The sequence below is a fragment of the Gracilibacillus salitolerans genome, from assembly GCF_009650095.1.
GTDB classification, from domain to species: Bacteria; Bacillota; Bacilli; order Bacillales; family Amphibacillaceae; genus Gracilibacillus; species Gracilibacillus salitolerans.
Genome location: NZ_CP045915.1, coordinates 811,752 through 825,167, shown reverse-complemented (window position 1 = coordinate 825,167; position 13,416 = coordinate 811,752). Strand labels below are relative to the sequence as shown.

Genomic DNA, 13,416 nt, shown 5'->3' with positions numbered 1-13,416 from the left:
CCGATAAGCACCTCCTTTTTTTACACCTTCGTAATTGGGGCAAATTTGGCAAGCAGGCGTTTAATGCCTGTTGGCGCTGGGAAGGCAATGTCTAATTCCATCGCATCGCCGGAACCATCTATTTTCACAACTGTTCCTTGTCCCCATTTTTTATGATTAGCTTTGTCACCTACATTCCAGCCTTCTTTCTCTCCACCGGTTGATGGATTAACATGACGTATTGGTTTCCGTTTCGGTTTGTCTGGTTTCGGCTTTTCAAATGGTAAGTCCTGATCTTGTATCGACATTCGCCCCAGCCGTGAGCCAAACATCGATTCCTGCAACTCTTCTTTTCCTTCTAATAAGTCTTCCGGAATTTCATCAATGAAGCGGCTAATAGGGTGCATATTCGTTCGTCCAAATAAAGTACGCATCTTCGCATGGGAGACGTGCAGCAGCTCTTCTGCTCTGGTAATCCCAACATAGGCAAGGCGTCGCTCCTCCTGCATCTGCTCTTCATCCATCATGGAACGGCTATGCGGAAAAACACTTTCTTCCATTCCAATCAGAAATACAACTGGAAACTCCAACCCTTTTGCCGCATGTAATGTCATCATCGTCACACTGTCATCTGCGGTTGGATCATCGTCCATACGGTCAATATCCGAGATTAATGCTAAATCAGTCAGGAAATTGACTAACGTTTTATCCTCATTCGTTTCCTCAAAATGTTTGGTAACGGTTTTGAATTCTTCAATGTTTTCTAGGCGTGTTTGTGCTTCAATGCTTCTTTCATTATGGAGCATTTCTTCATAGCCTGTTTTTTCAATTACTTCTTCGACCATATCGGTAGCAGATAGAAATTCCTGCTGTTGCTCCCAATTTTTAATCATCTGGCCAAATTCCATCAATGATTTTGCTGCTTTTGCACTGACACCAACAAAATCTACTTCCTGAACAGCCGTGTATAATGAAATATCATTTGCCGTAGCATATGCCTGAAGCTTGTCTATCGTTGTTTTTCCGATACCGCGTTTGGGTACATTCACAACACGGACAAAGCTGATATCATCATCGGGATTAACGATCAAACGTAAGTAAGCAAGCAAGTCTTTAATTTCCTTACGATCGTAGAATTTTGTGCCCCCGACCATTTGATACGGAATATTTGCCTTCATAAAAGTTTCCTCTATCGCACGTGACTGTGCGTTCGTACGGTAAAGAATGGCAATATCTTTATGATTATATTTAGTTTCCTGGGTTAATTCTTCGATCCGCTCAGCAACAAACAATCCTTCTTCTCGCTCTGTCGACGCTTGGAAATAACGAATTTTATTTCCATTTTGATTTTCCGTCCAAAGATTCTTCGGTTTTCTACCCATGTTGTTTTCGATCACCTGGTTAGCAGCTTGAAGAATCGACTTTGTGGAGCGATAATTTTGCTCGAGCATGACGACACGTGCAGAAGGATAATCTTTTTCAAAGGAAAGAATATTAGTTATATCCGCGCCACGCCATGCATAGATCGATTGATCGGAATCCCCGACAACACAAAGATTTTGAAAACGTGCTGCCAGTTGTTTCACTAAAGAATACTGCGCATGGTTAGTATCCTGGTACTCATCCACATGAATGTATTGAAAACGGCGCTGGTAGTACTCTAATACTTCCGGTACTCGTTTAAAGAGATGAATTGTCTGCATAATTAAATCATCAAAATCCAGTGCTTGATTTTTACGTAATCGGCGCTGATATTCGGCATACACTTCCGAAACTTGGCGATCAAAAAAGTTGTTCACCGATTCCGCAAACTTTTCAGGTGTAATAAGTTCGTTTTTCGCACTGCTGATCACACCGAGTATTGCTCTCGGTTCAAACTTTTTAGCATCGATATTTTTATCTTTTACAATATTTTTGATGACGGTTAGTTGATCCGCACTATCTAATATCGAAAAGTTTCGACTGTATCCGATTCTGTCAATATCTCTTCTCAGGATACGTACACACATCGAGTGAAAGGTCGATACCCACATATTGGCTCCATATGGACCAACAAGTCCCGCTATTCTCTCTTTCATTTCACGTGCCGCTTTATTAGTAAAGGTGATCGCTAATATATTGCGGGGTGAAACTTCCTTTTCATCTAGCAAATAGGCAATTCGATGGGTCAATACGCGGGTTTTCCCACTTCCTGCCCCTGCCATAATCAGTAAGGCTCCTTCTGTGTGCTGTACAGCTTCGCGTTGTTCTTTATTTAATCCTTTTAACAAGTCGTGCATCATCCGACTCATTGTAACACCGTCCTTTTACTTTGTTGCTTTTACCGTTTTTAACGCTTCCTTCGGGTTATCATATAGTGCATTGCCGACCACAATAATATCAGCATATCCACTTATCTCTGCGGCTTGTTCTTTTGTTGCAATACCACCGCCATAAATTAATTTCGTATCGTTGAGTTCCTGACTGATTGATTTAACAAGGGTCGGATCTCCGTATGTACCACTGTATTCCAAATAGAAAAATGGTAAGCCGAATAAATGCTCTGCTATTCTTGCATAGGCAATTACTTCGTCTTGCGTTGGTAGCTTGCAATTAGTATGCTGAAAGACTTTCGACTCCTCATTCATAATACAATACCCTTCGGCAAACATCTCGTTCCAATTAATGATGTCCCCATATTCTAGTACCGCTTGATGTTGTACATCCATCATCCATTTTTTATCTTGACTGTTTAACACCATCGGTACAAAGTAATAGTCATATCCTGGTGTGACCGATTCGATATTGGATATTTCTAAAATAACAGGTACCGTGTGACGGCGGATGCTGCTTAATAATTGCAACACACCATCTAATGTTACATCATCGGTACCGCCAACCATGATGGCATCAGTTCCTGATTCACATATTTTATCTATCATTTCTTCAGAGATCGCTTTAGCTGGATCTAACTTGAAGATATGTTTCCATTCGTCGATATTATACACAATCTAATCCTCCAATAATGACGATTCTATATCCATTATTTCATTATAGCAAAAATATACACCTTTTTAGAATGATATAGGAAAAGAATTTAAGAAAACGTCACAATCGCTTTTTACGGGAGTGGTTAAGGATGGAGTAAAGGTCGTAAGTATGAGGTTCTTATGGACTCTATCTATGAAAATGGGGAGAAAAGAGGCTGGGACAGAATTACTTGTTTCATGACAAAACACGAACATCAAGATTGATACTCGTGTTTTTGTTCCTTGGATAAGCGTTTCTGTTCCTTGGAAAAGTACCCCTCTTCCTTGGATAAAGGCATATATCCAAGGAAGAGAACCAGTAATCCAAGGAAGAGCAGTAATCGATCCATTTTTCAGTATATAATTTATGTTTTGTCCCAACCTCAATGTTTGTGTTTTCACTTTAAACTGTCCGTAAGAGGCTTGCTTATGGACAAAACTATTCATCTGCACGTTAAAGTATCTGTAAGATTTATTCTTACGGACACTGCTTTTCATTTTCGCTTAAAACTTTCCATAAGATCCAGCAGGAATGCGGTTTGCTTTTCTAGGAGGCTGAGACCTAAGATACACTTTAAATTTGCGCATCATTTTCCGCTTATGAAATGCACACACGTTCACGAAACGTTATATATTTAAGCGAGCTGTTTTTTCTCGTCTTTTACAATCATGCCGTCCTGTAGTAGGATGGTACGCTTGGTGTAATCTATTAATTCGTCCTCATGTGTGACGAGAATAATGGTAACACCAGATTGATTGAGCTCTTGCAGAATATCCATGATTTCAATCGTAGTTTTGGAGTCTAAATTACCAGTTGGTTCATCTGCTAATAACAATTTTGGTTTGTTTGCCAGTGCTCTCGCAATCGCTACACGTTGCCGCTGACCACCTGACAACTGGCTAGGCATATGTCGCAGTCGTTCACCGAGTCCCATTTGTTCCGCCAAGGCTTTAGCACGTGTTTTACGTTCCTGTTTCCCTATATTTTGATATAACATGGGCAGCTCTATATTTTTCCATACATTTAACCTGGGTAATAAATGAAACGATTGAAAGATAAACCCTAAATATTGATTACGGATATCTGATAACTGATTCACATCTAAATTCTGTACATCCTGGCTATTTAACCAATATTCGCCAGAGGTCGGCTGGTCCAAACAACCTAATATATTCAGTAAAGTCGACTTGCCTGAGCCTGAACTACCCATTATCGCCGTGAATTCGCCTTCATCAATTGTTAAATCGACACTTTTTAACGCTTCCACCTTTTCTTCACCAGCAATATATTGCTTTGTGAGACGTTTCAATTCAATTAAAGTCATGCTTATGCCTCCTGTTATTCATAACGTAACGAAACAATCGGATCTAAACGAGCTGCCTTTCTTGCTGGGTAAAACCCTGACAAAATACCAATAATGGTCGTAATCCCAAAGCTGATAAGAAACACTGGCCAATAGAATACGAAACTCATTTCGGCTAACTGTGTGACTAACAGCGCCATTCCCAATCCAAACAGGCAGCCTATGAAACCACCAAGCGTGGTTAACACCAATGTTTCAATTAAAAATTGCTGAAGAATATGCCGTGGCTTTGCTCCGATTGCTTTGCGAATTCCGATTTCTCGTGTCCGTTCCATGACAGAAACCAACATAATATTCATCACACCGATACCACCCACTAATAAAGAAATTCCCGCTACAGAACTGATGATAGCTGTAAAAATACGTAAAATATTATTTACCATATCTAACTGATCGTCCACTGCCTGTGTACGAAAAGAGGTTTCTGCTACCCCTTTCGATTCTGCTAGGGTCCTGACCATTTCTGTACGAAGTTGATCAAAACTGTTTTCTGACAAAACGAGAACTTCTACGCTATGGACTGGCCGATCGGTTAAATAATGGATTTTATACCAAGACTGTAAGGGGACGTATAGATTCGCTTGAGAACCATTTTGAACGAAATCATTCGTAGTATATACCGCCTGAATGGTAAAAGGAACTCTGTCAATCATGATTGAATGTCCAATTGCTTGACTGGCAGTACCATAATGTTTTTCTGCTAATGCCTCGTTAATTAGCACAACGTTTTGATTGGTGCCTTCATTCCAAAAACTACCGTATGCTATATTTATCATATTAGAAACTTGACTATAATTATCCGTTACCGCCGTAATATCCACTTGCTCTGTATCTTGTTCGAACACTGCTTCCTTCTGATCTAAATAAGAGGCTGCAATCTGTGCCTGTCTTTGATATTGGTCACGCAACAAATCGATATCACGCCAACCTAGGGAAGCTTGGTTTGTTTTTGACTGATCACTAGTATCAAGGTGTAAATAAAATAATTTATTGGCGTCTTTCTCGAATTCCCCGATTATATCCTTTCGCCCGCTCTCACCAATTAAAAGAATGGCAACAACAGACCCCACCCCGATAATAATTCCAATTAACGTTAAAAAAGTGCGTAATTTATTAGCTTTTAACTGCTCTAAAGCTAAACGCAACGTATTTTTCATTTGCATATCCGGCACTCCTTCTGTTTACGAGGTGACATCTATTCTTTCCAGCTGATCTGTTGGAACAGTGGATCCTTCTTTGATATCATCTTTTGGATTAGCAATAATCAGGTCCTCCGCTGTAATTCCCTCCTCAACCTCTAGCATATTAGCTAAAATTTCATCGCTACTTACTTCTTCCTCTAACCAGATTCTAAATTGATCATTGCCAATTCCTTGGTCATCGGATGCTAATGCTGGTATGGACTGAAGTGTCACTTCTTTCTTTGTAATGCTTCCTTCTTCCACCGTATAGACATAAAATTGCCCCTCTTCTTCTACTATGGCAGTCTCCGGTACGATAAATGCCTCGTCTGCTTCTTCTGTTTGCTGCTCCGTTTCAATGGTTAAAAATGCTTGTAACCCTGGAATGGGGTCTTGACCAGAAGTATCTTCCATTTCCACTCTTATTTTTATTACAGAACCATCTGATAATTCTGATGGTGTTGCTTCCTGATCAATCACTGTTACTTCTCCCTGCATCACTTCATTAAATGCATTGCTTTCAATGGTGACTTTATCTCCTTTTGCTACACTGGCGTAATCAAATTCAGATAATTCACCATAGATTTCTAGTTGATCTTGCTCTCCTAATAGGATTAAAGGATCACCTGTGTGAATATAACTGCCTTTATACCCATGTAAAGATAAGACTTCACCATTAGCAATAGCCGTTACTTCTACTGTTTCTGTTTCATTTCCTAAAGAAACCTCTAAATCTACCAATTTATCTCCTTCTTCTACTTTGTCCCCTACCTCAATATGGCGCTCGACTAGCATACCACTATCCGCTGCCTGTTGTTCTACGGTATTTTTATAACGAATTATTCCCGTAGCTGTTACTTGATTTGCATTCGTCATCTGCTTTACTTCTGCTTGCACTACTTTCCACGGTACCGGGTCTGTTCCACCAAATACAAAATAGCCAATTAGTGAAAGAACGAGTACCGTTAGTACAGTGCGAATAACCCACTTCTTTTTATTTTTCATCCCTGACCTACTCCTTATCTATTAAGCACTTTCAGTTTTATTGCGGCCTATTTTACTTCCTAGCCATCCTCCGATTGATCCTAGTAAGACCATCATGACTAATTCCGTAAAATAACCTTGTAAAATAATACTCCATGTCTGATTGACGATCGTTTCCATTACTTCATTGTTCCGCTCGTTCCCATAATATGTAAGAAAATCTTGAACATGTTCCAAATATCGAGAAATAACCAAAACTAAATAAAAAAAGATATGGGTAACGAAGGCTACGAATGCACCTGTTAATAAACTACTGTCTTTAATTAAAGGTCCTCGTTGTGTAGCAATAAAAGCAATGGCAATAATGACACCCACCGGCAGCCAAATGGTTACCACATCATAGAAAAGTAGAGAACTACTTTCTGTGTCCATTAATAACAAAAACAACCCATAACTAGCGATTAGAAAGAAACTTGCTAGAACAGCTAATAAACTATTGATTTTCAAGACTAAACCCTCCCTTTATCACGGTGCTAGTCGCCCGTAAGAACCGAAGTTTGGGGCGCTAACACCCTAATATGTTTCACTAACCATCAGTGGGGCAAAAACCCTCATTGATGGAAGTCTCCCTTTATAATTGATAGGTAATAAAAAAGTTATAAGCAAAGTGGATACATGCCACTCCCCATATGTTTTTGGTATGCAAAAAAATTAAGCCGAATACAACACCTAAGATCAGCCGGTAACTTACATTGTCTAAGAAAGGCTGACCCGAATGAAAAACAAAAGCGAATACAGCAGCTGATATCAAAACGGCTAACCAATTATCCATTACCTTTTGAAGCCGATGAAGTAATATGCCTCTGAAGACCAATTCCTCTCCTAAGCCGATCACAGCAAAGTGAACCAGCATGATCCACGGTACATATTGAATGTGAAAACAGGTATAAACAATAATTCCAAAAGAAAGTGCACAAATCGTTACCGTTGCTTTATCTATTCTCTTGACAATTCCTACATCCTGTAATTGATGTTTGTGTGAAAAGAGATACCATGATACCGGAAAGAGGATAAAACCAATGAATGCTGGAATCGTAAAAAGAAATAATATCGATAGATCTTCAGAAACAGACAATCGATCAATACCAAACAAGATAATAAATGGTAGAATAATAGAGATGCCGAAGCACCCTACCACAAGATTGATCGTATACAGAAGATAATGAACTTTACTCATTTCACCACCATAAGCAACAGTAGTTCCCATTCTTAATATCTCCCTAATCCTTTATTGGCTTTAGTTTTTCTAACCATATATGGCAAATAAACTAAACCTATCACGAAAAAAAGCAGACTATTGATGAGTGCATAAACCAGATAGCCAGCATCAAAAGACTGAATATAGATCGCACTAGCTGTGAATGGAAGTAAGAGATAAACAAACACTTCCAATAAACTGACCCATTGATCCCATGGAAGCAGTAAAACAACTACCGAGCCGAAGACGATCATATTACCTAATGGACCAATATCTCGATAGTAAATTTGCAAGCCCGTTAAAATGAAACTCAATCCAGTACCAGTACATAACACAATAAACAGACATGCTATGATCGCCTCTACTCTTAGTGAAATATCAAAAAACAGAGTTGCACCTGCAATGGCGATAACGGTTAATAAAGCTGAGAAAATAAAGTCTGATAAACTTCTTGCTAATAAAATGAAGGATAAACTTCTTTTACTGGCTGCAATTCGCTCGAATGTCCCATATTGCATATCGTCCTGAACCGATTGTGCACTGGACGAAATAGCACTTATGACGACAGGCCAAAATAACAAGCCAATCACCTGTTCTAAGGATGTTAAACTGCTAAGCATCCAAATTAATACCCCGGTAATGATTAAATTCTGAATCGTATGTAATAGAAAGGAGAACGGATAATTCCATTGCAGTTGAAAACCTTTAAGAAACTCTGCCATCACCACTTTAGCCATAAGCTTCTTCCTTTCCTGTAACTGCTAATGATGTTGTTACTTGTTCTACCGTAAGACCATTTGAGACTGCCTTACTGATAAAATGATAAATCTCGGTGGAATCTGGGTTACCATTAATAATCCAGCCGTTTTTCTTTTGTTGTACTAATAAAGAAACTGGGATGTCCATATCTGTTGGGAGTTCACCTTGCAGATGAAAAGAAACATACTGGTCATTACTATCTACATTCGTCCGATGAACAGGAAGCTCTCTAACTAACATTCCTTTCTTGAGATGCAAGATTCGATCGACAAATTGATATAGAAAATGAAAGTCATGGCTGACAACAATGATGCTCATGTCAACTTTCGCTGTTAAATCCTGTAATAATTCCGCTAATAATTGTGACCACTCATAATCAAGTCCATTACTAGGCTCATCTAAGATTAATAATTTCGGTTGCTGTAATAGAGCAATTGCAAGTGAGAGCCTCTGTTGCATACCTCTTGAATAGGTTCCAGTCATCCGATCAATGAAAGCAGACATCTCTAATAATTCGATTAGTTCTGCTATTCTGTCCTTAGTATGCTTCACATCTGCTAATACAGAGAAATAAGCCAAGTTTTGTTTACCTGTTAAATTCCAGTAAAAGGAACGCGAACCTTCTAACAGAATAGCAATGGTCTCTTTAACTTGTTTTTCCTCCCAGAGCTCACCTTCTATTTTGATAGTACCTTCGTCTGGATACAGTAACCCTGCCAACATTTTTAAAATCGTTGTCTTTCCTGAACCGTTATGTCCAACCAGCCCTACTATTTCATTAGAACTAATGTCAAAACTGACGTTATTTACTGCTATTACCTGCTGTTTTTTACTGACAAAACGCTTCATGATATGACTAACTTCTAATAACGGTGGACTCATTTCGATCACCTCATCACTATGCATATATATTTACAAAAAAGAAAAAAATTAGTAATATGATATGTAATTACATTCATAAGATTTAGAGGAGGTATCTTGCGGCCACAAAATACCTCCAGCTTTAAGTATTAAACTCTTAACCAAGATGGACCATAGCATTTTTCAATGCGTTTACCAAAAACAACAAGAGAAACACAACCTAAACGTTTTTTCATTTGTTTCACCTCCTTTCAAGGTGATCATTAACTCGCTTGAGCTTGAGATGTCTCGTTAACCAATAAGTCTTCAAGCGAGTCTATTAATCCTTTTTTATGAATAACCCCTTCCTCCACCTGAAAGAAAAAGGGCTCCATAATAACTTGAAATCGTTCCTTCTCCCGTTCCGTTATCGACTTCACAATGAGATTCCAGCCTTTACCTGCTAAAAACGCTTCTATATCCGGTTGACTTCGTGTCATTACCATGCAGTAGTTTTGTGCGATTCGATCCTTTTTACGGTTCATTTCTTCCATTACTTCTCGACATTTAGGACAATCTACATCTGCAAATATTAGTACGATTTCTTTTTCCATATCGACATTCTGGAGGTCTGGTGCTTGCTGACCTATTGCCAATCCTGAATAATTGAAGAAAAACAGATAGAGTTGCTGTACTTGCTGATAAATAATCCAGGAAAAAACAGCTAGACCAATAACAACGATAGTAAGGATTCCGATTAGAATATACACAAGTCTCTCCTTCCCTACATCGATTTGATTTTCGCTAATTTCACTTGGTTCTGTTGGAGTTTCTGATAAAAATGATGTAATAACATATATGTAATAAATCCGACAATGGCAAGACCATAATCTCTAAGCTGTGCTGTACTAGAAGGCTGTAATAGGAGAATTAATAAAAGGATAATAAGCAAGCTATTCTGGATTACTTTTTGATAGTCAAGCCGTTCTTTAAGAAAACCACCATAGCAACCACAATCCTCTTTGGTTATCCCTTTTTGAATCATGATGAAAATATAAACTGTAAAAATGAAGACAAGCAAAATGAGGCCGACTAAGATACTACTGGTGTGAAATCTGAAGATGAGCGCAATCGTTAATGTGAGTTCTGTAAAAATGATGATAATTGCTAACAGATGTGAATAGGTCCGGGCTAATGTCCTTGGCAATTGCTCAACAAAATAAGGATAATTAACTAGCTTAGCCAGGCTTGAAAATAAGAAATAGATGACTACAAATGCATGTCCTAACGTAATCCATGACATACGTCATTCCACTCCATCTATATTTTTTAGGGAAGAAAGTCTTGGAGGTTTTTGCTTACTTATAATATAACAGCTGAATATTAAGACAGTGTTAATATAATGTTAATGAATGGTAATTATTTTCCATACTTTCTACTTATAACCATTTCACTATATCATCCAATGCTGCATATCAGTTTTATTTAATCCAGGTAAAAAACCAGCTACCAATAGGTAACTGGTCACTCATTTAATTCACTAAATACCCCTACATAATTAGTTATATTATCCCCTGCATCTTTTAGCACACTAATCGACAACCATTGGGTATAGATTTCTCCTTTCTTACGTTTATTGGTAATCTTACCTTGCCAAATTTCTTTTTCTTTCAATTGCTTCCACATTTCATCGTAAAAACTCTGATCTTGCTGTCCGGAGCTTAATATATTGGGATTTTGACCAATTACCTCTTCTTGCTGATAACCGGTTATTCGTTCAAAGGCATGATTTATCTTTGTAATTCTTCCATTTTCATCTGTGACTAAAATCCCCTGTCCGGCATTGTTCACAATATAGTTAGACAAATTCAATTTATCGGTATAATACATCCAAATAATAATGATTAGACTCGCCAGTGCAAATTGGGATAGTGCCATAAATCCAATTGCATAGTGACCGTTGATATCATAAACCAAAGTAAGAATAATCGGTGGGAAAAATCCGCCTAATCCGCCCATCGCAGCAACAATACCATTGACAATCCCTGCTTGTTTGGAGAAATATAACGGAACCAATTTAAAAATCGTACCATTCCCAATACCTGCAAACACCGCTACTGACAAGCTGCCAATTGTATATAGCAGAATCGTTGGTGAAAAAGATAACAGAATACCGGAAATCGTCATGCCTGTGAAAACGAACATTAACACTTTAAACGGATTAAACTTATCTCCTAGCCAGCCCCCAACAGGTCTGAGCAATGTACATAATGCAATAAAGCCTGCTGTTCGCAAACCAGCATCGACTTCAGATAGCTGAAATTCCGATACTAAAAAGTTTGGTAAATAAACCGTTAAAGCAACAAAGGATCCGAATGTTAAGAAGTAAAAGAAGCTTAAAAACCATAGTTTATTATTTTTATAAACACCTAACACCTGTTGTTTTAATGAAGTTTGTACTTTTGGTTCATGACGATCCCCCCATAAAAAATTTAAGATCGCAAACAATAATAAAGGAATAATAAATGTAAAAACTGCCATTCGCCAGCCATACATACCGGCGATGATTGGTGCTCCAAATGAAGTAACGGCAGTACCGATGTTCCCCACACCATAAATACCATTGACAAATCCATGTTTTTCTTTCGGATAATATTTCGGTAAAGATGTAACCCCGACAGAGAATACCGCTCCACCAATACCAAGAAATAATCCCGATAGAATTAAATCTGTAAAACTATTAGCCATACCCAAATAGCCGACTGGCAGGATTAAAAAGAGTAAACTTAACACAAATAAACCGCGCGCCCCAAAACGATTGGCGTAAAAACCTAGTGGAACTCGTAAGACAGAACCTAAAATAACAGGAACTGCAGTAATAAAAGATATTTGTCCTGCTGTTAAGCTAATGTCTTGTTTAATAAAACTCATTAGAGATGAGAGTAATACCCACACCATAAAGCCGACTACAAGGCTAAGGGTTTGTAAGGGTAATTGAAATTTCTTCACATTCGTCATGTTCGCCCATCCTTTCCTACACTGTTTTGTTATTGTCATCATATCGGCTTGCTTTGATAAATTGTGTGATCTTTTTCACATCTATAACAATAATTTTTCAATTATGAATAAACCATGAATTTTACGTTCAAAATGGTAGAATGGCGAACATTATTTTAACGAATTTATGAACTATCATTTGTATCATTACACTTATAAGCTAATTTATTTTATAATAATTGTTGTGTAATGAATACTTTCTTCAGAGAATAAGTATTCAAAAAACAAAAAATACACAAGGAGGACAATCATTATGTCATTAATCGGTAAAGAGGTACTACCATTTCAAGCATCTGCATTCCGCCAAGGAGACTTTGTAGATGTAACAGAAGAAAATTTCAAAGGTAAGTGGAGCATTGTTTGCTTCTATCCAGCAGACTTTACATTCGTGTGCCCAACAGAGTTAGAGGATTTACAAAATCAATATGCAGAATTACAAAAGTTAGGTGTAGAAGTATACTCTGTTTCTACGGATACTCACTTTACGCATAAAGCTTGGCATGAAAGCTCTGACGCAATCGGTAAAATCGAATACACAATGATTGGTGACCCTTCACACATCATCTCTCAAAACTTTGATGTACTTCGTGAAGACGCTGGTTTAGCTGATCGCGGAACTTTCATTATTGACCCTGATGGTGTAATCCAAGCAGCAGAAATTAATGCAGAGGGTATTGGTCGTGACGCAAGCTCACTAATCAACAAAATTAAAGCTGCTCAATACGTGCGTAACAATCCTGGTGAAGTGTGCCCAGCTAAATGGGAAGAAGGCGGCGAAACACTTAGACCAAGTATTGATCTAGTAGGGAAAATATAAAGTAAAGTGCAGAGCGCCCATCTAGAAACGTAGCGACTGGATCGGATCAACTGAGATAAAGGAATCACGGTGAGAAAAGTGAACCGATGATGACTTTCACCTAAAGGTATAAGTGCGACTAAGCCTCTGGTTTCACCCATCGGCAAGTCTTCTTTATCTTAGGGCGATT

13 protein-coding genes are annotated in these 13,416 nt (G+C 38.3%); 1 reads left to right on the top strand and 12 read right to left on the bottom strand.

Annotated features, from left to right (window positions below):
* Nucleotides 1–20: 20 nt before the first annotated feature.
* From pcrA to GI584_RS04080, 12 genes are all read right to left on the bottom strand, one after another.
* Nucleotides 21–2,270, bottom strand: a complete 2,250-nt coding sequence (gene pcrA / locus GI584_RS04135; protein WP_153790347.1) for a DNA helicase PcrA — start codon at nucleotides 2,268–2,270, stop codon at nucleotides 21–23.
* A gap of 15 nt (nucleotides 2,271–2,285) precedes the next feature.
* Complete coding sequence (pcrB, locus tag GI584_RS04130; RefSeq protein ID WP_153790346.1) at nucleotides 2,286–2,966, bottom strand: heptaprenylglyceryl phosphate synthase; 681 nt, start codon at nucleotides 2,964–2,966, stop codon at nucleotides 2,286–2,288.
* A 656-nt stretch (nucleotides 2,967–3,622) separates the two neighbouring features.
* The gene (locus GI584_RS04125; protein WP_153790345.1) at nucleotides 3,623–4,312 is read right to left on the bottom strand and encodes an ABC transporter ATP-binding protein; all 690 of its coding nucleotides are present in this window, start codon (nucleotides 4,310–4,312) and stop codon (nucleotides 3,623–3,625) included.
* A 14-nt stretch (nucleotides 4,313–4,326) separates the two neighbouring features.
* A complete protein-coding gene (locus GI584_RS04120) occupies nucleotides 4,327–5,514 on the bottom strand; it encodes an ABC transporter permease (protein ID WP_153790344.1) in 1,188 nt (395 codons plus the stop codon).
* A gap of 18 nt (nucleotides 5,515–5,532) precedes the next feature.
* Nucleotides 5,533–6,537 (bottom strand): efflux RND transporter periplasmic adaptor subunit, encoded by a 1,005-nt coding sequence (locus GI584_RS04115; protein ID WP_153790343.1) that lies wholly within the window; start codon nucleotides 6,535–6,537, stop codon nucleotides 5,533–5,535.
* Nucleotides 6,538–6,558: 21 nt separating this feature from the next.
* Complete coding sequence (locus GI584_RS04110) at nucleotides 6,559–7,023, bottom strand: hypothetical protein (protein WP_153790342.1); 465 nt, start codon at nucleotides 7,021–7,023, stop codon at nucleotides 6,559–6,561.
* 124 nt (nucleotides 7,024–7,147) lie between these two features.
* The gene (locus GI584_RS04105) at nucleotides 7,148–7,783 is read right to left on the bottom strand and encodes a CPBP family intramembrane glutamic endopeptidase (protein WP_153790341.1); all 636 of its coding nucleotides are present in this window, start codon (nucleotides 7,781–7,783) and stop codon (nucleotides 7,148–7,150) included.
* 2 nt (nucleotides 7,784–7,785) lie between these two features.
* Complete coding sequence (locus GI584_RS04100; protein WP_100361896.1) at nucleotides 7,786–8,511, bottom strand: ABC transporter permease; 726 nt, start codon at nucleotides 8,509–8,511, stop codon at nucleotides 7,786–7,788.
* Nucleotides 8,504–9,415, bottom strand: a complete 912-nt coding sequence (locus GI584_RS04095; protein ID WP_194842117.1) for an ABC transporter ATP-binding protein — start codon at nucleotides 9,413–9,415, stop codon at nucleotides 8,504–8,506. Before GI584_RS04095 ends, GI584_RS04100 begins: the two co-directional genes overlap by 8 nt.
* A 242-nt stretch (nucleotides 9,416–9,657) precedes the next feature.
* Nucleotides 9,658–10,143, bottom strand: coding sequence for a hypothetical protein (locus tag GI584_RS04090; RefSeq protein WP_100361898.1), 486 nt, complete (start codon nucleotides 10,141–10,143; stop codon nucleotides 9,658–9,660).
* 14 nt (nucleotides 10,144–10,157) lie between these two features.
* Nucleotides 10,158–10,676, bottom strand: coding sequence for a MauE/DoxX family redox-associated membrane protein (locus tag GI584_RS04085; RefSeq protein ID WP_153790339.1), 519 nt, complete (start codon nucleotides 10,674–10,676; stop codon nucleotides 10,158–10,160).
* Between the two features lie 221 nt (nucleotides 10,677–10,897).
* A complete protein-coding gene (locus tag GI584_RS04080) occupies nucleotides 10,898–12,391 on the bottom strand; it encodes a nitrate/nitrite transporter (protein ID WP_153790338.1) in 1,494 nt (497 codons plus the stop codon).
* Between the two features lie 292 nt (nucleotides 12,392–12,683).
* Here GI584_RS04080 and ahpC point away from each other — a divergent pair, with 292 nt between their 5' ends.
* On the top strand, nucleotides 12,684–13,247 hold the full coding sequence (gene ahpC, locus GI584_RS04075) for an alkyl hydroperoxide reductase subunit C (RefSeq protein ID WP_100361901.1): 564 nt from the start codon (nucleotides 12,684–12,686) through the stop codon (nucleotides 13,245–13,247).
* Nucleotides 13,248–13,416 lie beyond the last annotated feature (169 nt).